Consider the following 24211-nt stretch of genomic DNA (forward strand, 5'->3'; position numbering starts at 1 on the left):
GTCAAGTGACGTTAAATATGCTATATTAAGAGTGTAGTTTTTGTTCGGTAATATATGTGTAGCTGTTTCAAATAAACATCTTCCACATTTTCACCTTTCAAGTAATTGCAAAATATGTGTATATCACAAGGAGGATTTTTATTATGGAAACAGGTACAGTAAAATGGTTTAACTCAGACAAAGGTTTTGGATTTATCACTGCAGAAAACGGTAACGATGTATTCGTACATTTCTCAGCTATCCAAGGCGACGGATTCAAAACTTTAGAAGAAGGTCAAGCAGTGACTTTCGACGTTGAAGAAGGCCAACGTGGTCCTCAAGCTACTAACGTTAACAAAGCTTAATTAACTTAACATTAGTAAATTCAAAACCTGACGATTTTTCGTCAGGTTTTTTTATACAAAAAAATAGAACGCAGAATGTTTTCATTCTGCGTTCTATTTTTAGCTATTTTCAATTAGTCGAACCAACTCTTCTCCAAATCCAGAACAACTCAATAATGTTGCTCCCTCCATTTGTTCTGCAAAATCCTTCGTGACGGTTTTATTCACCAAAGCATCTTCGATACTTTTCGTAATCAGCTGACTAGCCTCGGTCCAGCCTAAATAATCAAACATTAATACGCCAGAGAGCAGCAATGATGATGGGTTAAGCTGATTCAATCCTGCAAACTCTGGTGCTGTTCCATGTGTTGCTTCAAAAATCCCGTGGCCTGTTTCTAAGTTTAAATTAGCTCCTGGTGCAATCCCGATTCCCCCAACTTGAGCTGCTAACGCATCAGAAATATAATCCCCATTTAAATTCAAGGTCGCAATCACATCATAATTTTCAGGGTGTAATAAAATCTCTTGTAAGAAAATATCAGCAATTCGATCTTTAATGATCAATTTACCTGACACCTCAGCTTCCACCAGTTGTTGATCTGCGGCCGCCTTCCCATCTTTAGATTTAATATCTAAATACGTTTCCCAGGTAAAAACTTTATCGCCAAATTCAGCTGTAGCCAACGCATAACCCCAGTTTTTAAAGCCGCCCTCAGTAAATTTCATGATATTTCCTTTGTGTACTAAGGTGACAGATTTTCGCTGGTTTTTCAATGCATGTTCAATTGCTCCTCTAACTAAGCGCTCGGTTCCTTCTTTTGACACAGGCTTAATTCCGATGGCAGATGTTTCTGGGAAGCGAATCTTATTGACACCAAATTCAGTTATTAAATAAGAAATCAGTTTCTCTGCTTCTGGACTTTTTGATGGAAATTCGATTCCTGCATAAATATCTTCCGTATTTTCTCTAAAAATCATCATATCTGTCTTTTCAGGATGTTTTAAAGGCGATGGTACACCTTTAAAATAACGAACTGGTCGATAACATATATACAAATCTAATTCTTGCCGCAACGCCACATTCAATGACCGGATACCTCCACCAATAGGCGTTGTCAACGGTCCTTTGATCGCCACAAGATGGCTTTTTATCGTCTCTAATGTTTCATCTGGCAACCAACTACCTGTTTTATTAAATGCTTTCTCTCCAGCTAACACTTCTTGCCAAATTACTTTCCGCGTTCCTTTATAGGCCTTATTTACAGCTACATCAAATACATTCTTAGCAGCTTGCCAAATTTCTGGCCCAATTCCATCTCCTTCAATAAAAGGAATAATCGGAAAATCAGGAACGACTATAGCTCCATTTTCCAACCCAATTTTCTCTCCACTTGTCATGCTTCCATGCCTCCTGAATGTAATGTTGTATTTAAATCACCATATTTTAACTGCTTAGGACCTACATAATGTGAGCGCGGTCTGATTAAGCAATCTTCTTTTTTCTGTTCATCAATATGACCTAGCCAGCCAGAAACTCGACTCATCGCAAAAATCAGTGTAAATAAATCACTATCAATATCTAGACAATGATAAACCGTAGCAGAATAAAAATCTACATTTGGAATCAAGCCTTTGGTCTCTTTTAAATAATGTTCGACTTGGCAAGATAAAAAATACCATTGTTCTTTTTGCGTTATCGCAGTCAACTCTTTTGCTAGTTTCTTTAAATGTTTTTTTCTTGGATCTTCGGTTTTATATACGCGATGACCAAAGCCCATAACTTTTTCTTTACGATCCAGTTTTTGGTTGAGATACTCTTCTACATTTAGATTTTCAGAATCAATTTCTTTAAGCATATCAAATACTTTTTCGTTGGCCCCACCGTGAAGTGGGCCTTTTAAAGAACCGATTGCAGCCGTTATACAAGAATAAACATCTGACAACGTAGAAGCACAGACACGAGCGGTAAAAGTACTGGCATTTAAATCATGATCTGCGTGTAAAACCAAGGCTTGATTCATAGCTGATACCTGTACTTGATCTGCTTCAATTCCTGTTAACATATAAAGAAAATTTGCTGCAATTGATAAGTCACTTCGTGGTGGAATTGGGTCAAGCCCTTTTCTCAAACGAGCATATGCGGCAATAATCGTGGGCATTTTTGCTTGTAGAGAAATACTTTGCTGATACGCTGAAATTTCATCTGTTGCTTCAGCATTTGGATCAAATACGCCTAATAATGAAATCGTTGAACGCAACACACTCATTGGATGAAGGTTCTGACGTGTTTGAATTTTTAAGCACGTAATGATCGTATCAGATATTGGCATCTGTGTAGATAGTTCTTGTTTGAATTTTAGTAACTCTGTTTTTGTTGGTATTTTCAAAAACCATAGCAGGTAGATTACTTCTTCAAACTGAACATTCTCAGCAACTAGATCGTCAATATTAAAACCGGCAAAGAGCAATTGATTTTCCACGATCGAACTAATTTTTGTTTCAGAGACAACGACACCTTCTAACCCTTTGTGAATCTCCATCCAATTCCTCCTGACTCTAAAAGCGGAACAAATCGTTTAATCCTGTAGAAAATACAATTTATCTATTTTCCTAAGGATTGATTTGTGCAGCTAGATAATTTAAAAGCGTAGCGGGCTCGTTCAGCTCTGACAGAAAAATAGGAAAATATGTTTGTGGCGCTTTTTGCCACAGGCAGATTTTATCTTTTTTCCGAAGAGCTAGCCCGTGTAGCTAGATAATTTAAAAGCGTAGTAGGCTCGTTTAGCTTCGACTGAAAAATAGGAAAAACTAACTGAGGTGCTTTTTGCCTCATTTAGTTTTTATCTTTTTTCCGAGAAGCTAGCCTACATAGCTAGAGAAAATAAACTAACAAGCTTCGTGTCGTTTTATCTCAAATTTTTTCACTTATCCCGAACTAACCTTGAAGTTTCTTCCGAATCACCATCGGTAAAATGCCGCCATGTTGATAATAAGTGATATCAACGGCTGAATCGAAACGAAGGATCGTATCAAATTCAATCCTTTCTCCATCAGGTTTTATTGCCGTAACAGTTACAGTATCTAAAATACCTTTCGTTTCATCAATCGCAATGTCAAATAACTCGGTTCCTATTAGTCCTAAGCTATCCGCATCTTCACCCGGCTTGAACTGTAATGGTAAAACACCCATCATAACTAAGTTAGAGCGGTGGATTCGTTCATAACTTTTTGCAATAACGGCCTCAACGCCTAATAGTTGAACACCTTTAGCTGCCCAGTCTCTTGATGAACCCATTCCGTAGTCATCACCTGCTAAAATCACGAGCTTTGTATCTTGTTTTTGATACCTCATTGCTGCATCATAAATGGCCATCTTTTCTTGCGTTGGTGCAAAAATAGTATAGCCGCCCTCAACATCAGGCACTAGTTGATTTCGAATCCGAATATTAGCTAAAGTTCCTCTCATCATCACTTCATGATGACCACGTCTGGCCCCATAAGAGTTAAATTCACGAACTGGCACGCCTCGATCCATCAAATAGTGCCCCGCTGGACTATTTTTTTGAATACTTCCAGCAGGTGAAATGTGATCAGTTGTCACAGAATCACCGAATTTTGCTAAAACTGCTAATTGTTTTAAGGGGTTTCGTGGTTCTCTTTCCTTTTTCATCCCTGAAAAATAAGGTGGATTCGCAATATAAGTAGATGCTTCTTCCCAGCCGTATAGTGGCTTGTCATCCGTTTCAATACGATTCCACTCTTCATTGTCGCTAAAGACTCGTGCGTATTCTTGTTTATACAGTTCAGGTGTCACACAGTCATCAATCAATGTTTGAATTTCATCACGAGTTGGCCATAAATCATTAAAGTAAACTGGGATATCATTTTCACCAAACCCAATTGGTTCATGTAATACATCAAGGTCTACTGTTCCAGCCAATGCATACAGAACAACAAGTGGTGGTGAAGCTAAATAATTTGCTTTGACTAACGGATGAATACGTCCCTCAAAGTTACGATTTCCACTTAAAACACCTGACATTAGAAGATCATTTTCTTTGATGACTTCTTCCACTTCTGGCTTCAATGAGCCTGAGTTACCAATACATGTTGTACAACCATACCCTACCAAATGAAAACCTAGTTCTTCTAAATAAGGCAATAATCCAGCTTTTTCTAAATAAGCTGTTACGACTTTTGAACCTGGTGCCAAAGAAGTTTTTACATAATTTGGTACCTTTAAACCAAGTTGAGCAGCTTTTTTAGCCACTAATCCCGCACTTAACATCACAAATGGATTCGATGTATTCGTGCATGAGGTGATTGCCGCAATGGCTACGGCTCCAGGTTTTAGTTCATGGTGAACACCTTCTAAATCTAGCCCAACACTTTGTTTCTGTTGTTTTTCAGATAATCCATATCCTTGTAGACCTTCTGGCGTATTTATTGCTTGTTCAAATGCTGTTTTCATTTCTGATAAGGGAACGAGATCTTGTGGTCTTTTTGGTCCAGCAAGGTTTGCTTCAATTTCACTTAAATCGATTTCAATGACCTTAGTATAATTTGGCTCTAAATCATTTAAAGGATCATAAAACAATTGATTTTCCTTCAAATAACGTTCCGTAACGGATACAGCCTCTTCTTCCCTTCCTGTTAGCCGTAAATAACGAATCGTTTCATCATCTACAGGAAAGAAGCCGCACGTTGCGCCATATTCAGGTGCCATATTGGCGACAGTTGCTCGATCAGCCAAACTCAAACTAACTAACCCTGCTCCAAAAAATTCAACAAATTTTCCGACAACTTTTTGTTGCCTTAATACCTGTGTTACTTTTAAGGCCAAATCGGTTGCCGTTGCACCTTGGGATAATTCATTGATAAAACGGACACCGACAACTTCTGGAATTGGAAAATAAGAGGGCTCGCCAAGCATACTTGCTTCAGCCTCAATTCCACCTACGCCCCAACCTAATACACCTAATCCATTGACCATCGTTGTATGTGAATCCGTTCCAACTAAAGTATCAGGATAGAGTAAAATAGTACCATCTTCTAATTTTTTCTGCGTCACAACAGATGCTAAGTATTCGATATTGACTTGATGAACAATTCCCGTTGCAGGTGGCACGACCCGATAATTATCAAAAACTTTTTGAGCCCAACTCAAAAACCGATATCGCTCTTGGTTGCGTTGGAATTCCATTTTCATATTTAACTGCAGCGCTTGTTTAACGCCAGCTACATCGACTTGAACAGAATGATCCACAACCAAATCCACTGGAACCTCAGGATTGATTGTCGTAGGATCTCCACCAAAATCAGCAATTGTTTTTCTTAATGAAGCTAAATCAACAACTGCCGGAACACCTGTAAAATCTTGTAGAATCACTCGGGCAGGTTTAAATGGTACTTCACCTTTGTTCTCATGATCTGAAGACCATCGCGCTAAATTTTCAATATGTTCTTGCGTAATCCCGACACCATTTTCTTGCCGCAATAAAGATTCCAGTAACACACGAATACTAAACGGTAACGTTGAAATAAACTGATGTTGTTCTGTTTCTAATGAAGCTAATGAATAATACTGATACTTCTGATCCTTCATTTCAAAAACTTTCTCTGAAGATTGCTTACTCGTAATCAAAAACATCCCTCCTAATTTAAAAGCGAAGCGGGCTCGTTTAGTCTCGACTGAAAAATAGGAAATTAGAACTGAGGTGCTTTTTACCTCATTTCTAATTTATCTTTCCCCCGAGGCGCTAGCCCATATAATCAACCATCTCAATTCATAACTATGTACAGTATCAAAACAGTGTCCCAAATATATGACTTGATTTTAGCCATTATAACGGCATTATAATTAAATGTAAACCTTTATAACGATGAGAAAAGTCATATTAATTACCACTATTACGTCACATTCATGTCATATAATAAAACCTTTTAAATAAAAGCTTTATCTCCATCTATACAATTTTAGGCAGCATAAAATTAGCTTTATTGCATCTTTTCCACATTATATTCTAATTTAAAACTCATAATAAAAAACCAAAAAACCCGCTCTGAACAAATAACATTTACTAGGCCATTTTCACTCTATTAATAGCGATTTTTACCGCTTTCATGTAAGACAAAAATATTTTATATTCGTTAATAGATTCTTTAAGAAATAGCAAAAAGCGTTATAAAATCGACTGATTTTACAACGCTTTTCTTTTCATTAGATATCTATCGTAACGTTCACTTCTTGTAACGGAACATCATAAAATCGATCTTCTCTTCTTCCTAAGAAATCTTTTCCTTGTTGTGGGAATAAAGCATACATCAATACATCTTCAGTTGATTTTGCATACTCTTCAATTTCTTTTTTGTATATAGGAAGCTCTGGTGTTAATAGATCTGCTGGTCTAACTGTGATTACTTCTTCTTCACCAATAATCAGTTTGGTCATTTCTTCTGAAATTGCCACAGGTGGTTTTCCATACAGGCCTTTAACATAGTCTTTGATTTCTTTTGGGACTATTTTGTAGCGTTCTCCACTGATTACGTTCATTACTGCTTGAGTTCCTACCATTTGGGATAATGGCGTTACAAGTGGTGGATAGCCTAAATCCGCACGAACTTTCGGTACTTCTCTTAGAACCTCTTCATATTTATCTGCTAAGCCTTGTTCTGTTAATTGGCTCAATAAATTCGATAGCATTCCACCAGGTACTTTATAGATCAACGTTTTAGGCTCTGTATCTTTTACTTTAGGATTCAATAACCCTTCTTCTCTAAATTTATCGCGAATTGGGTTAAAATAGTCAGCTGCTTCGGCTACTTTTTTCATATCTAAATGAGTGTTATAGCCTAAATTTTCTAAAGCTAGCGCCATTGATTCTGTAGCAGGTTGACTTGTTCCACCAGAAAACGATGAAATGGCTGTGTCGATGATATCCGCACCTGCTTCAATTGCTTTCAAATAGGTCATTTCAGAAATGCCGCTTGTTGCATGCGTATGGACTTCCAAAGGAACTTGGATTTTATTTTTGATTTCTGTTACTAAACGATAGGCATCATCTGGTGTTAGAATTCCTGCCATATCTTTAATACAGATAGAATCGGCACCCATTTTTTCAAGTTCTGTCGTTAATCCGACAAAATAATCGATCGTGTGAAAATCACTTGTTGTATAGGAAATAGCTGGTTGACAGTGTCCACCAAATTTTTTCGTTGCTTCAATTGACGTTTGTAGATTTCTAGTATCATTTAACGCATCAAAAACACGAATAATATCGATCCCATTTTCGATTGATTTTTGAACAAATGCTTCGACAACATCATCCGCATAATTTTTGTACCCCAGTAGATTTTGTCCTCGTAAAAGCATTTGTAGCTTTGTATTTTTAGTTGCTTTTCGAATCGCTCTTAATCGTTCCCATGGATCTTCATTTAAAAAACGAATACATGCATCAAACGTTGCACCGCCCCACACTTCTAAAGCATGATAACCTGCTTCATCTAATGTTTGGATGATTGGCAACATATCACTTGTCGGCATACGTGTAGCGATTTGGCTTTGTTGACCGTCACGCAGCACAGTTTCGGTAAAAAGGATTTCTTTTGTCATTTCATCCTTCCTTTCTCAATAAGTTCGTTATTGTCTCTTGCATTTCTTCTACGCTGTGATGTCTTTGTCTACCGCAAACCTTTGCTTCTTCATTACAAATAAAACAAGTTCTTGGTTTGTGATTTAGTTCGATACGACTGACAGAATGAAGGATTTGATCTTTTAGATAAACGACATCTAAATCCATCAAACGACCATAGACATGCGTTTCTTCAATTTCAATTAATTTTTTCTTCAGTTTTTCAGGTGTTTCATCAAGGACTAGATAATATTCTGAACCTGTTTTCAACTCTCGGTGTTTGCGAGCAACTATTTTTTCAGGAGGAAAAAGAGCATTGGTCTCTTTAATGACAGTTAAAAAAGCATGTCTTAGTTGCTCATTTGTTTTTATAGGTCCTGGAATATTCATCGTAGCGCTTAATAAAGTACACCTAGGATGCTTTGTTAAAAGTTCTTGCTGAATCGTTGCTCGCTTTTCTCGAGCGTTCAGCATGTCTATTAGTGTAACTGATTCTCCCTTTAAGCGGGTTTTAGACATTTTTGACCACATCGATAATTGAACCATCACGATATTCGATCAATGCAACGACTTTATCACCATATTGTATAGCATCTGGTCGATCTACGATGCTATAAGCTTTTTCTTGTAGTTCTTTCATTGTTAGTTGTGGAACATCTAGTGCTTTAAAGTGTTCTATTAGGTCTTGGCGTTCTGGGTTGATCGCAATGCCGACCTCAGTTACCACAACATCGATGCTACTACCTGGTGTTACAACTGTATTAACTTCTTCAACGATTGTTGGAATGCGTCCTCTGATCAATGGTGCAATAACTAAGCTCATCTTACAAGCCGCACTTGTATCTGAATGTCCGCCTGATGCCCCACGGATTACACCATCTGATCCTGTAATAACGTTCACATTAAAATTCGTATCGATTTCTAATGCAGAAAGAATTGCAGTATCTAATTGATTGATGACAGACCCTTTGCTTAATGGTGAAGCATACATATTTGCGTCAATTTCGTAATGATTTTCATTCTTTCCTAACGAAACGGCAGAAGGATGATCAAAATCTTGGACATCAATGATTTTTTCAACGAGTCCTTCTTCTAATAAGTCAACCATGGCATTTGTAATGCCACCTAAAGCAAAACTAGCGGTAATGCCATCTTTGATCATGGCTTCCTTCAAAAACCTAGACACAGCTAATGCCGCCCCACCTGTTCCAGTTTGGAAAGAAAAACCATTTTTATAATACGGTGAATGCGTGATTACTTTCGCTGCATATTCTGCAATCAGTAGCTCTTTCGGATTCTTAGTAAAACGAGTAGCTCCTTTAGCGATCCCCTCTGGATCACCGATCGCATCAACTTCTACGACAAAATCTACATCTGTTTGCGGAATACTGATTGGTGTATTGGGATAGGGCATCAAGCTATCTGTGATAATCACGACTTGATTGGCATATTTCGCATCGATCATCGCATAACCCAACGAGCCGCATGTGGCTTTGCCTTTGGTCCCATTTACATTGCCGTATGCATCTGAACTTGGTGCGCCTAAAAAGGCCACATCAATATGGATATCCCCTGCAGCAATCGCTCTCGCACGACCACCATGAGAACGGATCACAACTGGATTTTCCATGATTCCTTCAGAAATCGCAGCACCAACTTTATCTCGTAATCCACTAGAGGTAATATTCGTGACCACACCATTTTTGATATGCTCGATCAATGGTTCATGAACATTTGCGATGGAACTAGGCGCAATCGATAAATTCTTGATTCCTAGTGCAGCAATTTCTTTTAAAACCATATTCATTACAAAATCGCCTTCACGGAAATGATGGTGGAATGAAATGGTCATGCCGTCTTTTAGGCCTGTTTTTTCAATCGCTTCTCTTAAACTACCTAATAGTTTCGTATCTCTCGGTCTAACAGGATTGATCGTACGGCTAGATTCTTTATACTCACGAATATTCGCTAGTTCTCCTTTAAATAAACCGTATTGTTCAGCATAATTATCTGGAATTTCTTTGCCTACATTATTTTTCATTTTAGACTTCCTCCTCAGAAATTAATTTTGCTGCAATCGCTAGCGCAATCACTCGCTCTGCTCGTTCAACAATCGGTTTATCCACCATTTTTCCATTCACTGAAATTACACCTGATCCTTTGGCTTCGGCTTCACGAATGCCCCAAATCACTTCTTTAGCATTTTGGATTTCTTTTTCTGTTGGTTCATAGACACTGTTTACTAAAGGAATTTGACGTGGATTGATCACAGACTTACCATCAAATCCTAATTGTTTAATCAACTCCACTTCAGCTAAGAAGCCTTCCGTGTTATCGACATCTGAATAGACGGTATCGATTGCGGCAATTCCTGCTGCTCTAGCAGAATGCAGAATAAAACTACGTGCGAAAAATAATTCTTGTCCATTTGGATAACGATGCGTTTTCATATTGGTGACATAATCTTCTGCTCCCAGTGCGATTCCAATCAAGCGATCACTTGCTTGTGCAATTTCTCGCGCATTTAAAACACCTTCAGCCGATTCGATTGCGGCCATCATTTTTGTTGTCCCAACGCTTACGCCATATTTGGTTTCCATTTCAGTAATAACAGCCGCCACATCCACAATATCTTGAGCTGTTTCTGTTTTAGGTAAGCGGATCACATCAACACCTGCTAAAACCATTGCTTCAACATCTTGACGCCCCACTGTATCTAAGCCGTTGATTCGAACGACCGTTTCGACAGTCGAGTAATCAAATGTTCGTAACGCATTATAGACAAGTAAACGAGCACTATCTTTTTCTTTTAAAGAAACAGCATCTTCTAAGTCAAACATCAACGAATCGGCGCCGTATAACGTCGCATCTCTTAGCATTGAAGCATTCGCTCCAGGTACAAACATCATCGTTCTTCTTAAACGTTCCATGTATTTAACACCTGCCAGTCTACATTTTCTTCACCAGCAGCGCGATAAACAGCTGCCACTGTTCGAGCTTGGATGGTGCAATCCAATGCACCTTTATCGATTGCCTGAACTTTTGCATCCGTAACAGACAGATTATTTAAGGTTTCTTGTATTTTTTCACGAATTTGACGTCCAAATTGCTTTTCAACACTACTATCCAGTTCAATTAGAATTCCTTGTCCGCTGTTTTTTCCAATCGTAATCATAATATCACTTGATTCAGTTGTACCAGCAGATGCGTTTTGTTTGATTTCCAACGTATACACCTCGTTACTTATTATTTTGTTTCATTATTTCTACAAACGTTTTTAGCGGAACAAGTGGCTTGATTGCTGCATAATTTTCTTGTTCCATTAAAGCGCGAACTTTTGTGGCACTAATTGCTTCTCCATTGATTTTTTTTCTTGGTAAAACAACTAGTTCAAGCTCAGAACCAAACGTTTTTTTCATCGCCTGATTATAAATCTCTGTTACTGCTGAAAACGGTTCTTCTCCAACAAATCTCGTTGAAATTGATAGAACAGAAGCAATCTTTTCTTTAAATAAAGTGGCATCCAAAACAGCCTGGACCTCCGCAATACTAGCCTTGGCCTGATCTTTCAAAAAATAAGATGGAAAGGTTGCACTGGATACCATGTATTCTCCTGTTGGTAAAACCACTACATTTGCTAAATGACGAACGCCTTCTCGGACTAGTTCAAAACGTGTCTTAGCATCAAATAGCGATCGTTCCTCAGACAAAACAAACAGATACACCGTTTCAGAACGTTTAGCGGCTTCTGTCACTAAATATAAATGACCCTTGGTAAATGGATTGGCATTCATTACAATTGCAGCATTTTGTTTTGTCCCTCGTTCATGCTTTTTAAGTTCCACTAAATAATCTTTAAAATCAGGAAATCCTTGTTCCATAAAAACCAGTTCAGCCGTTGCCACAATTTCTGTAAAACCTAAAGAGTGAAACAACTTGCTGTTTTTTGGTTTTGTATACAAAAAATAATGCTGATAGCCTATTTCCTGCAACTTTTCTCGTAAGGCTTGAACAATTTGAGAAAGCAGATTTTCATTTTGGTAAGAAGGATCGATTGCGATACATTTTAAGATATTCCTAAAAATCGATCCTGTTCCAATCAGTTTTTCCTGATCATAGAGACCAATCGTATAATCTAACTGGTCATCTGGTATAAGATCGGCGTTCATCAAAAACTCTGACCACTGCTGTTTTACGCCCAAATCTCGCTCAAGCCACATTCTTCTGATGTTCATTGTTTAACACTTCCTAGCTTTTCGGTGGGAATAATTTATTTAACATAAACGACGCAAAGTAAATCACGAAAATGACCACAAACACGCCACCCCAACCAAAAACCAATAGCTCTAATGATTTTAATAAATCAGCTGACATAACCAAGCTCCTTTCCCTTTCTTCTATTCAAAACACTACGCAAGCAACGCTAACAATAAGCCACCCGCAATAACAGAGGCAATCTGTCCAGATACATTGGCACCTGCTGCATGCATTAAAATAAAGTTCTGTGGATCTTCATCTGTTGCCATTTTTTGAATCACTCGACTAGACATTGGGAATGCTGAAATTCCTGCTGCTCCAATCATTGGATTGATTTTTTCTTTTCTAAATAGATTCAATAGTTTAGCAAATAACACGCCACCAACGGAATCCATTACAAAGGCTACTAGCCCAAGCCCAATTACCATTAACGTATCAACTTGTAAAAATTCTTCGTATTGCATTTTCACTGAAATTGCTAATCCTAGCACAATACTGATGATGTTTACTAACTCATTTTGCGCTGTTACAGATAAACGATCTAAAACGCCACATTCACGTAGTAAATTCCCAAACATTAAGAACCCAACTAACGGAAGAGAAACTGGCGCTACCAATCCCGCAACAACTGTAATTACGATTGGGAATAAAATTTTAGCTGTTTGTGATACTTCGCCAGCACGATATGTCATACGGATTTGGCGTTCTTTTTTCGTTGTAACAGCTTTGATTGCCACTGGTTGAATGATAGGAACCAATGCCATATAAGAATAAGCCGCAACCATGATTGCACCCATATATTTTGAATTCAACGTGTTCGCAACGAAGATAGACGTTGGCCCATCGGCTGCTCCGATAATTCCGATAGAAGCTGCATCATTTAAGTCAAAACCTAATAAAACGGCTGCAATAATCGTAAAGAAAATCCCAAACTGAGCGGCTGCACCAAACAATAATAAAAATGGATTTTGTAATAATGGCCCAAAATCGATCATAGCGCCAATTCCGATAAATAGTAACAATGGAAATAACTCTGTTGAAATCCCCATGTCAAACAACACTTGAAACGGACCAGCTTCTCCGCCGGCACTCAGTACACCTGAATTGGGAAAATTGACTAAAATCGTTCCTAATCCCATTGGCACAAGTAAAGTGGGTTCGTACTCTTTTTTAATCCCCAAGTACATCAGGATACCACCGATCACCATCATTACGATACGACCTGGCTCCTGCCCCATTCCTACTACGCCTTCAATTAATGTCTCCACAAACGTCACTTCCTCTTTTAAAATTAAACTACTTTTTTCTTATTTAACCGATTGTAATTAATGGTTCCCCAGGATTGACCATATCCCCTTGTTGAACATGAATCCCTGTAACTGTCCCCGCTTTACCAGCTACAATTTCATTTTCCATTTTCATGGCTTCAAGAATCATCAATGGCTGATTTTCCTGTACGGTATCACCAACATTTACCAAAATTTTCAAGATTGTTCCAGGCATAGGAGATGGCATTGCATCATTTCCAGCTGGCGTGCTTGCTACAGGAGCTGTTGGCTCAGCTGCCACAGGCGTTGTTGGTGCCGCTTCTACAACAGGAACGGCTGGTGCAACTGGTGCTGCGCTTGGTGCTTGTGGCACGCCACCAATTTCTTCCATTTCTACTAAATACTCTTTTCCATCAATTGAGATTTTAAACTTACGTAACATTTCTTTTCCTCCTAAAATTAAAAGTGTAATGGGCTCGTTCAGGTTCGACTGAAAAATAGGAAATTATGACTGAGGTGCTTTTTGCCTCTTTCATCATTTATCTTTTTTCCGAGAACCTAGCCCGTGGAACTAGATAACGCAAAGTGTAATGGGCTCGTTCAGGTTCGACTGGAAAATAGGAAAAATCGATTGAGACGCTTTTTGTCTCACTCTATTTTTATCTTTTTCCCGAGAGACTGGCTCATGAAGCTAGATAACACATGGTAACAACGTTTCGTTTCACTTCACCTTGTACTTTTCAACATCAGTTCACTTTATTCACTGTGGTTCAAAGTAAAGTGTAATGGGCTCCCCCAGCTCTGACTGAAAAATAGGAAATTATGACTGTGATGCTTTTTGTCACATTCAATTTTTATCTCTTTTCCAACAAACTGACCGATGCTATCAAGTAATCCAAAAACTAACTTGTTTTTTTCTCCTTGATTGACCGAATGACAAACTGACTCTCTGCGTGATCCGCCGATGCAATACTGGTAGCGATCACAGAAACCAGTTGTGCTTCTGGATTTCTTTTTAAAATACGTTTAATACTAAACTCACTTTCTGGTTGATCTCCAGCGGCGATCGCTGTTGCAATTAATGAAACAAATTGATATTCCGTACTTTCTACTGGGATGTATCCAGTAATTTCTTGCCAACCATCATTCTCTTCTATAGTAGGAGAAAGTGGTGCTTCATTCGTTTTTATTTCTGTCTTCTCTTTATTAAACAGTCGTTCAAATAGACCCATGAACTCACATCCTTTCTGCTTATGAACTCATTATAGGTAAAAACGATTACAATAAAATGAAATCATCAAGCAAAAATTGTTCTTTCATTGTTCCTCTTGCTCCGAACTTTACTAAAAGCCATTAAAATACTGTTATATCAACGTTTCAAGGCATTTAATGTTTTATTAACATCTTATTAACATCTCTTTAAGAAACCGCTACCATCCCTGTTTTTTTGGTGTTCTTTTTCTGCTCATCATCTATTTATCTAAACTAGCTTCGATTAAACTAAGCATTGTTAACGAAACAAGAAAGGGCTTTCTAAATCTACCTTACTGTTATTTTTCTATAGACCCAACACCACAAAGAGAGGCCCGATTGTTTCGGAAAACGAATTTAGTGTTGAAGGAGAGAAAAAAATGTTATTAACTGTTTTGTCTTATGTGATGATTATCGTCTTTATGTTTGTCATCATGAAAAAGAAAATGTCACCGTTTACAGCTTTAGTTTTGATTCCATTGATTTTTGCTTTGATCGCAATGTTTGCGGGTGTTTCTAAGAAAGGCTCTATTGGAGACTTTGTTATGGAAGGAATCAAAACAACATCCACTACGGGTATCATGTTATTGTTTGCCATTCTTTATTTTTCAATTATGTTGGATGCTGGGTTATTTGACCCAATCACAAAAAAAATGATTCACATTGCTAAAGGCGATCCGATGAAAGTATTGATTGCTACAGCTGTTGTTGCAGCAGCCGTTTCTCTTAATGGTGATGGAACAACTACAACATTGATTTGCTGTTCTGCTTTTATTCCTATCTATAAAAAATTAGATATGAAATTGATGAACTTAGGTGTTTTGGTTATTTTACAAAATACGATTATGAACTTACTTCCTTGGGGTGGACCAACCGCTCGTGCGATGAGCGTGTTAAATGTTGGCGCTGAAATTTTGGCTTATCTAATTCCAGGTATGATCATTGCATTACTTTATGTAATTTTCATCGTAGCACCTTCTATGGGTAGAAAAGAACGTGCTCGTCTTGGAATCAAACAACTGACTGATGAAGAGATCGATGCAATGACAACTGTTACAGATGAAGAAACGTTGTCAATTCGCCGACCTAAAATTTGGTTATTCAATGCGATCCTAACTATTGGCTTGATTGCTTTATTGGTAACAGACTCATTTGTTGGTCTTGGCTTACCACCGTTGTTCTTGTTCTTGACTGGTACGGTTATCGCCTTAATGGTCAACTATCCAGTGTTAAAAGATCAATCATCTCGAATCGGTGCCAATGGCGGCGATGCAGTTCAAGTTGTTATCTTAGTTTTTGCAGCAGGTGTCTTCATGGGACTTTTCCAAGGCACTGGTATGGCAGATGCATTAGCTCAAAGTTTCACAAAAATCATTCCAAATCAATTGGCTGGTTTCTGGGGCTTAGTCATTGCAGTCATTTCAGCTCCAGGTACCTTCTTCATCTCAAATGATGGCTTTTACTTTGGTGTGTTACCTGTTTTAGCAGAAGCTGGACGCGCATACGGCTTTACTGATATGCAAATGGCTTTAGCTTCATTAATGGGGCAAGCATTCCACTTGCTAAGTCCTTTGGTTGCCTTCATTTACTTATTACTTCGTTTAACAGGTTTAGACATGGGGCAATGGCAAAGAGAAACAGCTAAATGGGCATTGGGAATCTTCATTATCTTTGTTGTAACAATCATCTTGACTGGTCATATGCCACTTTATATTCCACAATAACCATTCTTGTTCATTGAAAATCGCACATTTCATAAAAGAATTTGTGCGATTTTCTTATCTTTTTCTTAGCAATATAGAATAAAAATATTCATTTATTTTTCCTACTATTAATCCAGAAAAGGAGTAATCAGATGAGTACAATATCAGAAGCAGTTGGAAAAAATTTAGATTTAAGTATTAATGAACCTTTAAAAGAACTTGTTTACAAGGCTTTTCGCAAAACAATTATTCTAGGCGATATTCCCGCTGGACAACGAATCAATGAAAAAGAATTTTCTGAAGTGATGAATATCAGTCGTACGCCTATCCGCTATGCGCTGCAAAAGCTTGTCGAAGAAGGACTGGTTGATCACGTACGTGGTGTCGGCATCATCGTTCGAGGAATTTCACTCAATGATGCCAACGAAATTTATGCTATTCGAAAATCTTTAGATGTTCTAGCTACGATCACCGCTATGAAAGAAATGTCTTCTGAAGATTTTGAGGAACTAAAAACATTACTAGAAGAAACTGACCGTTTGAATGAGGCCAACGAAATTGACCAAGTTCTACAAAAATTTTCTGATTTTAATGAATTGATTTATGAAAAAAGTAAAATGTTGCGTTTAAAATCCATCGTCATGAAATTACGTGAATACCTCGTCTACTTTCGAGATATTTCGATTCGGTCTAAAGATCGACGAGACAAAGCCTTAAAAGAACATTGGATGATTTATAAGTGTATGATGAACCAAGAAGAAGAACAGTTAGAATTACTTATCACAGAGCATTTATCTTATTCTCAGACATTTATTCTTAAAGAAATGGAAAAACATTTAAATGAACCAACGAAATAAAACATTAATAGCCAAGCAAATCAGTGAATTAGCATTAGAAGCTTTACTCTTTGAGGCAGCTCTTTCTCCTAAACCTGGCTTAGTTGATCCTAAAAGTTGCGGCGCACATACAGACATGAATTATTCTACTTTTATTGATAGTAGCATTGCACTTGCTCCGTTTCTTACAAAATATGTTGAAGTAGGTCTCACCCATAACGGAACTCCATTTGGTTTATTTGAAAAAGTTCGAGCACTTGGACAGTTAGCTGAAGGTGCCATGCTAAACAAAACAAAAGGAATCAACACTCATAAAGGAGCAAACTTCTCTTTTGCTTTGTTGTTAAGTGCAACAGGGAAAACAATGCAGGATAAACAGCTGACCATTCCCTTTACGCCAAAAGATACATCCGCTATTTTTGCTTATGTACAGCAAATGACCAAGGGATTGCTGTTAAATGATTTTGCAGACTTAGCGCAAAAAAAACAATTGAGTTATGGAGAAAAACTCTATTTAGAACATGGTATAGTCGGTATTCGTGGGGAAGCTGAATTAGGTTATCCTGCGCTGAAAGACAGTGCACTTCCCTTTTTGAGACACTCTGATACTAGCGATCCACAACATTTATTTTTGATCTTACTCTTACACTTAATGGCAACGATTGAAGATTCAAATCTAATCAATCGTGGTGGTATCTTTGCTTGGAGAAATGTAAAAAAACAATCAGCTGAACTTTTGCAAACTCTTTCCGTAAACAGCTCAGAAAAGGAACTAGAAGACGCTTTAACTCTTTTTGATCAACAACTGATTCAAGAAAATCTTAGCCCTGGTGGATCAGCCGATTTAATCGCATTAAGTTTCTTTTTTGGTCGATTGGAAGGTCTATTTTGAGCATTACATAGCAGACAATACCAAAACAGCTGATGACCATTAGTGATCATCAGCTGTTTTGTAACTCTATTTTACTGTGAAACCGCGGTACCCGCCTCTTTTCCTTCTGGATTAAAGAGATACCCAATCCCCCAAACTGTTTGTAAATACTTAGGTTTTTTGGGATCATCTTCGATTTTATTTCTTAGATAATTAATATAGACTGTAATCAGATTTTTATCTAGGTCTCCATCACTCCAGACGCTAGCATAAATCTGTTCTTTACTAAATACTTGATAGGGATTTTCCATAAAAAATAAAATCATCATAATCTCTTTAGAAGTCATGTTTACTATTTCGCCATTTTTGCTAAATTGATATTGATTTTTATCAAATGAAAAAATCCCCTCTCTCAACATCGTTTCTTCACGTTGTTGACTCAGTGTCAATAACTGTTCAGTGCGATTTAACGTACTAATAACTTGTGCTCGTAATACATTTGGCGCAAATGGTTTGGAAATATAAACATCTCCGCCAGATTCTAGACCACTTATAATATCTTGTTCATTTTTTTTGCCACTAACAAATATAATTGGAGTCAATGGTTGACGTTCCCGGATCAATTGGGCTAAATGATACCCATCATTTTCATATTCTAAACTAACATCTAAAAGAAACAATTGGAACTCTACCCGATTCATAATATCCAATGTTTTTTCAATTGTATCACTCTGATATACCAACAATCCCGTTGACTGAAGCGACTTCCAAATCAATCGGCGAATTGCAGGATCGTCATCTACCACTAAAATTTTTTCGTTTCGCAACATTCACACCTCATTATTATTTTACATTATCTATACAATAGCCGAATTATCTTTAAATTTCAACATGAACTTGTTATGATATGAACAGACGTTTAAAAGGAGCTAGACCAATGGAACGAACTAATAGGATTGTAAACATCATGATTGTCGCAATGACCATTTTTATTGTTGTATCCGTTTTCTTTGCAATTCGAGGATTTTCGGTCATTCGTAAAGCAACAACTGCTAGTGGACAGGACTTTTTACTACAATCAACTGAGTATGTGGGAAAAGTCATTCAACTCTCTATGAAAAATCGTCATCAAGCACTTAATTATTTAGCTATTGATGGTAACTTAAAAAACAGTAATGATCCAGCAACCTATCTCAAAAATAGTGCTTCTTCTTTGAATACATTCTTTGATTCACTAAACAACGAAGCTGACGCCCTTTTTTACATTGAACCTGACGGAACACCGTTATACGCTTTTCACTGGGATTCAAAGAAAAAGCAAGTATCGATTGCCGATACTGAAACGATTCGTCCTTTTATCAGCCATGATTTATCGTTAAAACAATTGCTGGATAAACCAACTGCACAAAATGGTGATTCCTATTTTATCAATAAAAAGGCTTATGTCAATTTTTACCATGAAATCAGGACTGCGTCTGGTTCTATCGATGGGTATTTGATTTTACCACTAAATTTAGAGGCATTTTATAAAAATTTTCTACAAGATTTCGAGTTAGATTATAAAGGTTATCCGATGATCAAAGATCGCTCCATGACAGTCGTTATGCATCCTGTAGCCCAACAAGTTGGTTTAGATATTATCAATGGACGAGAAGAATTATACCCTGACTTTGATTATTCTGATTTGAAACGCCTAGAAAAATATCAGCTAAACCACGATTCAGGAAAATTGACGTATAAATCTTATTGGTGGGATGAGGATATACCTACAGAAGTTTTGAAAATAAGTGCCTTTGAGTGGATTGATGTAGGGCTTGCTCGTTGGGTCGTTGCAATCAATGCGGATTATAATGAGCGAAATGATGATATCATTAACTTTGTGATTGTTTTATCGTTTCTTTTAGTCTTACTACTCCTTTTGATTATTATCTGCTCGCTGTTTATCCATAATTTTAGAAAAAAGGAAACAATTGAAGCTGAAAATCGACAGCTGATCGAAAAACAAAAACAACAAAAAATGCAGCATCAATTAGAATTAGAACTTTATCAACGAAACAAAATGGAAACGGTTGGATTACTGACAACTTCAATCGTTCATGATATGAATAACTTTCTGACACCGATTATTGGTAATACACAACTGTTATTAGAAGAACATGTAGATGATCCTATATTAGAAGCTGATTTAGAGGAAATTCTACATTCCGCTCAAAAAGGAAAACGACTTTCTTCCAATGTATTACGCTTTTCTAAGCCTCAAAAAGGGATTCAAGAATGGATGGATATCTCTAGTGCTATTGGCGTAGCAACTCACTTAATTGGTGAAATAATTCCTAAAAAAGTTCAGTTGACCCTTTTAATTCAGGAAAATCTTGGGACTGCTAAGTTAGAAGAAACTGATTTACAAAATCTAATCTATAACTTGATCACAAATGCTTATCAAGCAACAAAAGATAATAAAAACAAGCCACAAAAAATTCAAGTAACTGTCGCACCAGCCTCAAAAGAACTAACGGATAAGCTAAAAACGGACAACCCACGGATGAGTCATGTGGATCGTTTTGTTACATTGGAGATTTCGGATAATGGTCCAGGTATACCTGATGAATTAAAAGAAAAAATATTTGAGCCATTCTTTACAACAAAATCTGCTGATGAAGGTACTGGACTTGGTCTTTTTGCAGTAACTTCGATCGTCTCTAAATATGAATGGCATCTGTCTTTAGAATCAGAAGAAAATATAGGGACCCGTTTCTTCATAACATTCCCTATTCGTTCTTGTAAATAATCTAAAAAAACATTCTTCTATTTTATTTATTTGAAGAATGTTTTTTTATAATCATTTTATGACTACTCGAACAGATGTTATAGTATTTTTTTCTTTCGTTTTTCGTTATACTTAAATAGAAATCATTTATTGAAGGAGTTCTATTATGGGGAATTATTTTAGTATTATCATTGCTATGGTCTACCTGATTGGCGCATTTGTAATGCCAAAATGGCGTCAACATAAGGTAAATCAAGATTGGAAATTTTTTGAATTACTTTGGTTTTCACTTTGTTTTATCGTTTATGTCATTTATTTAGAAACACAGCTCCACTCCTATTATTTTCTAATACCATCGGCTTTATTACTTCTTTTTCTTTTTTATTATTTTAAAGAGAAGCGCAGGTTAATAAACGGCTTATTATTCAATTTATTTCTCGTCATTGGTATGACTTATTTAGGCTTTTTACTTGTTAGAACAACCAATCCCTTATTAATGGTTATGGCTGGAATCACTGGTGTTGTCTTACTATTACTGATTTTGATTGGCTTGTATGCGTTGATTGCGTTCTTGTATTGGAATGCAATCGTTGTTATGCGAAAAGAAGGTCATTCGCTCGCCAACTTATTGACATTACTTTTAGCAATTGGTTTGACCGCCTTTTTGATTTTTAATCATTATTCTACTCGAATTTTACCTGAGTGGGCCTCTTTACTATTTGGGATTTTACCATTATCTATCATCTATTTTTCGATCGTTTTCTATAATTTTTTAACCATTTCAGTCATTTATCAGTTCAACCAACCTAAGTATAATCAAGATTTCATCATCGTTTTAGGCTCAGGTTTGATTGACGGAAAGACTGTTCCACCACTTTTAGGTAGACGTATCGAAAAAGCGATTCAATTCTATAAGGCACAATCGAAAGCTACTCTGAACCCACCAAAAATCCTGATGTCTGGTGGTAAAGGAGATGACGAACACATCGCCGAAAGTATCGCGATGAAAAATTACGCACTTGAAAAAGGGATTCCGGAAGAGGATATTTTGGTTGAAACAAATTCTAAAAACACCTTGGAAAACATGAAATTTTCTAAAGAAATTATGGAAAAAACGTTTGGTGGAAATGATTTCCATGCTATTTTTACAACTAATAATTTTCATCTGTTTCGAGCTGGTATTTTTGCAAAAATGGCAAACTTGAACGCTGATGGTATCGGAGCAAAAACAGCTTTTTACTTTTTACCTAATGCTTTTTTAAGAGAATTTGTTGCCATCGTAATGATGCATAAACGCCGCCATTTAATTATTTGTGGTCTAATTGCGGTAACGATGATCCTATTTGCAACAGCTCAATTCTTTCTTGTTTCCCGCTACTAAATAAAAACCATCTGTCTATAGACGAGTCTAAAGACAGATGGTTTTTATTTAGTGAATCTGTACATGACGAATCTCATCATAACCAATCTTATGCCCGCCAACATAGATTCCTAACTCATCATGACCTTGGATCAATCCAATAATATCTGCACCATAATTCCCTTCACAATCCAATTCTTCTTTTTGGATCATTACTTCAAGTTGATTTTGAAACGCTTGTGCTAAAATTTCATTGATTGCAAGCCAACTCATTTGAACTTTCTTTTTAGCAGGTTCCTGTTTTTTTTCTTGTTCAATGATTGCTGTATGTTCAGATAAGTAAAAACCTGCCCATTTTTTCATTTTTCGATCCTGATACTGTTCGAAATAATAATCTCGTTCCTTGCTCATTGCAAGCCCTCCATTCCTCCTGCATGTCCTCCAACTAGCGATGCTCTAGAAATCGCCGTACCACCAGATGATACTGAACTTGCATGCACTAAAGAAACATACCCAAATCGCTGACGGATTTCGTCGATCAATTGATCTAACTTCAATTCTTTCAATTGTTCGTCTGGCTCGTGAAATAAGTCCAGTTGTACATAAGTGTTATAATTTAATTTAGAATAAGTAATGCCAACATGTCTGACTTCCTCCCCATGCCAGTTTTGTCTAAATAGTGTTAGACAGTATTCAATCAACAATTTACTACTATTCGTTAGAGGTACCTTCATTTGTCTTGAAAAACCTGAACCACTTGCCTTAATGGCTCTTGAAAATCCAATCGATAAATGAACACATTCAGTTTGACAGTGGGCTTTTCTAAGTCTAGCGGCAACTTGTTCTGCCATTTCTCGAATTACTACTTCAATCTCCTCTTGTTTTAAGTAATCTCGCATCAAGATTTGTGCATTATTATAGGATCGTTCTTCTGGTATATATTTTTCAGATAAACGGCTACGGTCGATGCCATGAGCATGTGCATACAGCTGTTCACCAATAATTCCTAGATTTCTTTTGAGTGTAGTCAACTCAGCGTGAGCCAAATCATGGACGGATCGAATCCCTAAATTATGTAATCGTTTTTCTAATCGATGGCCGATTCCCCACATATCCGTCATCGGCTCAATAGACCAAACTTTTTCAGGAACATCTTCATAATGCCATTCTGCTAAACGTTTTTCATTATGTTTTGCCTCAATATCCATAGATAATTTGGCTAATAAAGGATTATCACCGATTCCAATCGTAATCGATAAACCTGTTTCTTTTTTTATTCTCTGTTGAATAATCTCAGCTAATTCTATTGGTGTTCGGCCAAATAGTTTCCAACTAGCTGTAACATCTAGAAACGATTCATCAATCGAATAGATATGTAAATCTTCTTCCGCAACATATTCTTTGTAGATTGTATTGATTTTCATATTTTCTTTAATATACTCATTCATTCGTGGCGGAACAATTACTAAATCTGGATGATCTGGTACATCATATTTACGCGTGACATTGGTAATACCAAGAACTTCTTTTGCCTTTGGCGAAGATGCTAGAACTAGACCACCAGTATTTTCAGCATGACTCATCACAACAAGCATTTTTTCAAGTGGATCAAAATCTCTTGCAACACATTCGACTGAAGCATAAAAAGATTTTACATCAATACAAAAAATCACTCTCCTTGGTTCTTTTTCATAATCAAAAAACATAGTGATCCTCTCCTTGATTGATTTCTTAATCAATTATACGAACATTTGTTCTTTTTGTCTACTAGAATTATCTAATTAAGGACAACATTTCTAAAAAAATGAGGCATACTTATAAAAAACTTCAATTATTCTATCTTCATATGTTTCTCGAGTTTCTTTAGTTACAACAAAAAAGATGAGCAAAATAATCTACTCATCTATTTCAATATTCCTATTTATGTGATTTAAGAAATTCCAC

The 24211-nt window shown here is 36.9% G+C and carries 22 protein-coding genes; 6 read left to right on the forward strand and 16 right to left on the reverse strand.

Translation table 11 applies throughout. From position 1 onward, the window contains the following. The first annotated feature begins 143 nt into the window (after positions 1–143). The gene (locus tag I586_RS03740) at positions 144–344 is read left to right on the forward strand and encodes a cold-shock protein (RefSeq protein ID WP_010760878.1); all 201 of its coding nucleotides are present in this window, start codon (positions 144–146) and stop codon (positions 342–344) included. A gap of 99 nt (positions 345–443) precedes the next feature. Here I586_RS03740 and icd read toward each other — a convergent pair whose 3' ends face one another. The 13 genes from icd to I586_RS03800 form a co-directional block, all read right to left on the reverse strand. Beyond that, positions 444–1721, reverse strand: coding sequence for an NADP-dependent isocitrate dehydrogenase (gene icd / locus I586_RS03745; RefSeq protein ID WP_010764501.1), 1278 nt, complete (start codon positions 1719–1721; stop codon positions 444–446). Beyond that, entirely contained in the window at positions 1718–2863 is a 1146-nt protein-coding gene (locus tag I586_RS03750) for a citrate synthase (RefSeq protein WP_010764500.1), read from the reverse strand. The genes icd and I586_RS03750 overlap by 4 nt, the downstream gene beginning before the upstream one ends. A gap of 395 nt (positions 2864–3258) precedes the next feature. Continuing rightward, the gene (gene acnA, locus I586_RS03755; RefSeq protein ID WP_051092184.1) at positions 3259–5973 is read right to left on the reverse strand and encodes an aconitate hydratase AcnA; all 2715 of its coding nucleotides are present in this window, start codon (positions 5971–5973) and stop codon (positions 3259–3261) included. Between the two features lie 570 nt (positions 5974–6543). Beyond that, entirely contained in the window at positions 6544–7935 is a 1392-nt protein-coding gene (locus I586_RS03760; protein ID WP_010764498.1) for an oxaloacetate decarboxylase subunit alpha, read from the reverse strand. 1 nt (position 7936) lies between these two features. Beyond that, positions 7937–8500: a citrate lyase holo-[acyl-carrier protein] synthase gene (citX, locus tag I586_RS03765; protein WP_010764497.1), complete on the reverse strand. Its 564-nt coding sequence runs from the start codon at positions 8498–8500 to the stop codon at positions 7937–7939. Continuing rightward, entirely contained in the window at positions 8466–9995 is a 1530-nt protein-coding gene (gene citF / locus I586_RS03770; RefSeq protein WP_010764496.1) for a citrate lyase subunit alpha, read from the reverse strand. Before citF ends, citX begins: the two co-directional genes overlap by 35 nt. A gap of 1 nt (position 9996) precedes the next feature. Further along, positions 9997–10884: a citrate (pro-3S)-lyase subunit beta gene (gene citE, locus I586_RS03775; protein ID WP_010764495.1), complete on the reverse strand. Its 888-nt coding sequence runs from the start codon at positions 10882–10884 to the stop codon at positions 9997–9999. Next, positions 10872–11180 carry a citrate lyase acyl carrier protein gene (citD, locus tag I586_RS03780; protein ID WP_010764494.1) on the reverse strand — a complete coding sequence of 103 codons (309 nt, stop codon included), beginning with the start codon at positions 11178–11180 and terminating at the stop codon, positions 10872–10874. The genes citE and citD overlap by 13 nt, the downstream gene beginning before the upstream one ends. A 13-nt stretch (positions 11181–11193) precedes the next feature. Beyond that, positions 11194–12189, reverse strand: a complete 996-nt coding sequence (gene citC / locus I586_RS03785; RefSeq protein ID WP_010764493.1) for a [citrate (pro-3S)-lyase] ligase — start codon at positions 12187–12189, stop codon at positions 11194–11196. A gap of 13 nt (positions 12190–12202) precedes the next feature. Beyond that, entirely contained in the window at positions 12203–12328 is a 126-nt protein-coding gene (locus I586_RS17510; protein ID WP_010760868.1) for an OadG-related small transporter subunit, read from the reverse strand. Positions 12329–12363: 35 nt separating this feature from the next. Beyond that, entirely contained in the window at positions 12364–13479 is a 1116-nt protein-coding gene (locus tag I586_RS03790) for a sodium ion-translocating decarboxylase subunit beta (protein ID WP_010764492.1), read from the reverse strand. 43 nt (positions 13480–13522) lie between these two features. After that, positions 13523–13921 carry an acetyl-CoA carboxylase biotin carboxyl carrier protein subunit gene (locus I586_RS03795; protein ID WP_010764491.1) on the reverse strand — a complete coding sequence of 133 codons (399 nt, stop codon included), beginning with the start codon at positions 13919–13921 and terminating at the stop codon, positions 13523–13525. A 460-nt stretch (positions 13922–14381) separates the two neighbouring features. Next, entirely contained in the window at positions 14382–14711 is a 330-nt protein-coding gene (locus I586_RS03800) for a hypothetical protein (protein ID WP_010764490.1), read from the reverse strand. A 399-nt stretch (positions 14712–15110) separates the two neighbouring features. On the opposite strand from I586_RS03800, the gene I586_RS03805 reads away from it, so the two are divergent. The 3 genes from I586_RS03805 to citG all read left to right on the forward strand — a co-directional run bounded on the left by I586_RS03805 (position 15111) and on the right by citG (position 18161). Then, a complete protein-coding gene (locus I586_RS03805; protein ID WP_010764489.1) occupies positions 15111–16454 on the forward strand; it encodes a CitMHS family transporter in 1344 nt (447 codons plus the stop codon). Positions 16455–16585: 131 nt separating this feature from the next. After that, positions 16586–17290: a GntR family transcriptional regulator gene (locus tag I586_RS03810; protein ID WP_010764488.1), complete on the forward strand. Its 705-nt coding sequence runs from the start codon at positions 16586–16588 to the stop codon at positions 17288–17290. Beyond that, a complete protein-coding gene (gene citG, locus I586_RS03815) occupies positions 17274–18161 on the forward strand; it encodes a triphosphoribosyl-dephospho-CoA synthase CitG (protein ID WP_010764487.1) in 888 nt (295 codons plus the stop codon). Before I586_RS03810 ends, citG begins: the two co-directional genes overlap by 17 nt. A 71-nt stretch (positions 18162–18232) precedes the next feature. Here the strand turns inward: citG and I586_RS03820 are convergent, their stop codons facing one another. Then, positions 18233–18967, reverse strand: a complete 735-nt coding sequence (locus I586_RS03820; RefSeq protein ID WP_034701749.1) for a response regulator transcription factor — start codon at positions 18965–18967, stop codon at positions 18233–18235. A 110-nt stretch (positions 18968–19077) separates the two neighbouring features. On the opposite strand from I586_RS03820, the gene I586_RS03825 reads away from it, so the two are divergent. Together I586_RS03825 and I586_RS03830 are read left to right on the forward strand one after the other, a co-directional pair. After that, positions 19078–20928, forward strand: a complete 1851-nt coding sequence (locus I586_RS03825; RefSeq protein ID WP_010764485.1) for a sensor histidine kinase — start codon at positions 19078–19080, stop codon at positions 20926–20928. A gap of 145 nt (positions 20929–21073) precedes the next feature. Further along, positions 21074–22288: a YdcF family protein gene (locus I586_RS03830; RefSeq protein WP_010764484.1), complete on the forward strand. Its 1215-nt coding sequence runs from the start codon at positions 21074–21076 to the stop codon at positions 22286–22288. A gap of 48 nt (positions 22289–22336) precedes the next feature. Here the strand turns inward: I586_RS03830 and I586_RS03835 are convergent, their stop codons facing one another. Both I586_RS03835 and I586_RS03840 read right to left on the reverse strand, forming a co-directional pair. Beyond that, on the reverse strand, positions 22337–22678 hold the full coding sequence (locus tag I586_RS03835; RefSeq protein ID WP_010764483.1) for a hypothetical protein: 342 nt from the start codon (positions 22676–22678) through the stop codon (positions 22337–22339). After that, on the reverse strand, positions 22675–23973 hold the full coding sequence (locus I586_RS03840) for a Y-family DNA polymerase (protein ID WP_010764482.1): 1299 nt from the start codon (positions 23971–23973) through the stop codon (positions 22675–22677). The genes I586_RS03835 and I586_RS03840 overlap by 4 nt, the downstream gene beginning before the upstream one ends. Positions 23974–24211: the final 238 nt, after the last annotated feature.

The organism is Enterococcus moraviensis ATCC BAA-383 (assembly GCF_000407445.1).
Taxonomy (GTDB): Bacteria; Bacillota; Bacilli; order Lactobacillales; family Enterococcaceae; genus Enterococcus_L; species Enterococcus_L moraviensis.

What these genes read in the sequence shown, in the direction of transcription:
- I586_RS03825 (WP_010764485.1), top strand. Translation starts at nt 19,078, where the DNA reads ATGGAACGAACTAATAGGATTGTAAACATCATGATTGTCGCAATGACC.
- citE (WP_010764495.1), bottom strand. Translation starts at nt 10,884, where the DNA reads ATGGAACGTTTAAGAAGAACGATGATGTTTGTACCTGGAGCGAATGCT.
- I586_RS03810 (WP_010764488.1), top strand. Translation starts at nt 16,586, where the DNA reads ATGAGTACAATATCAGAAGCAGTTGGAAAAAATTTAGATTTAAGTATT.
- I586_RS03740 (WP_010760878.1), top strand. Translation starts at nt 144, where the DNA reads ATGGAAACAGGTACAGTAAAATGGTTTAACTCAGACAAAGGTTTTGGA.
- I586_RS03835 (WP_010764483.1), bottom strand. Translation starts at nt 22,678, where the DNA reads ATGAGCAAGGAACGAGATTATTATTTCGAACAGTATCAGGATCGAAAA.
- I586_RS03805 (WP_010764489.1), top strand. Translation starts at nt 15,111, where the DNA reads ATGTTATTAACTGTTTTGTCTTATGTGATGATTATCGTCTTTATGTTT.
- citG (WP_010764487.1), top strand. Translation starts at nt 17,274, where the DNA reads ATGAACCAACGAAATAAAACATTAATAGCCAAGCAAATCAGTGAATTA.
- citF (WP_010764496.1), bottom strand. Translation starts at nt 9,995, where the DNA reads ATGAAAAATAATGTAGGCAAAGAAATTCCAGATAATTATGCTGAACAA.
- I586_RS03795 (WP_010764491.1), bottom strand. Translation starts at nt 13,921, where the DNA reads ATGTTACGTAAGTTTAAAATCTCAATTGATGGAAAAGAGTATTTAGTA.
- I586_RS03800 (WP_010764490.1), bottom strand. Translation starts at nt 14,711, where the DNA reads ATGGGTCTATTTGAACGACTGTTTAATAAAGAGAAGACAGAAATAAAA.
- citC (WP_010764493.1), bottom strand. Translation starts at nt 12,189, where the DNA reads ATGAACATCAGAAGAATGTGGCTTGAGCGAGATTTGGGCGTAAAACAG.
- citX (WP_010764497.1), bottom strand. Translation starts at nt 8,500, where the DNA reads ATGGTTCAATTATCGATGTGGTCAAAAATGTCTAAAACCCGCTTAAAG.
- I586_RS03840 (WP_010764482.1), bottom strand. Translation starts at nt 23,973, where the DNA reads ATGTTTTTTGATTATGAAAAAGAACCAAGGAGAGTGATTTTTTGTATT.
- I586_RS03750 (WP_010764500.1), bottom strand. Translation starts at nt 2,863, where the DNA reads ATGGAGATTCACAAAGGGTTAGAAGGTGTCGTTGTCTCTGAAACAAAA.
- icd (WP_010764501.1), bottom strand. Translation starts at nt 1,721, where the DNA reads ATGACAAGTGGAGAGAAAATTGGGTTGGAAAATGGAGCTATAGTCGTT.
- I586_RS17510 (WP_010760868.1), bottom strand. Translation starts at nt 12,328, where the DNA reads ATGTCAGCTGATTTATTAAAATCATTAGAGCTATTGGTTTTTGGTTGG.
- I586_RS03760 (WP_010764498.1), bottom strand. Translation starts at nt 7,935, where the DNA reads ATGACAAAAGAAATCCTTTTTACCGAAACTGTGCTGCGTGACGGTCAA.
- acnA (WP_051092184.1), bottom strand. Translation starts at nt 5,973, where the DNA reads ATGTTTTTGATTACGAGTAAGCAATCTTCAGAGAAAGTTTTTGAAATG.
- I586_RS03830 (WP_010764484.1), top strand. Translation starts at nt 21,074, where the DNA reads ATGGGGAATTATTTTAGTATTATCATTGCTATGGTCTACCTGATTGGC.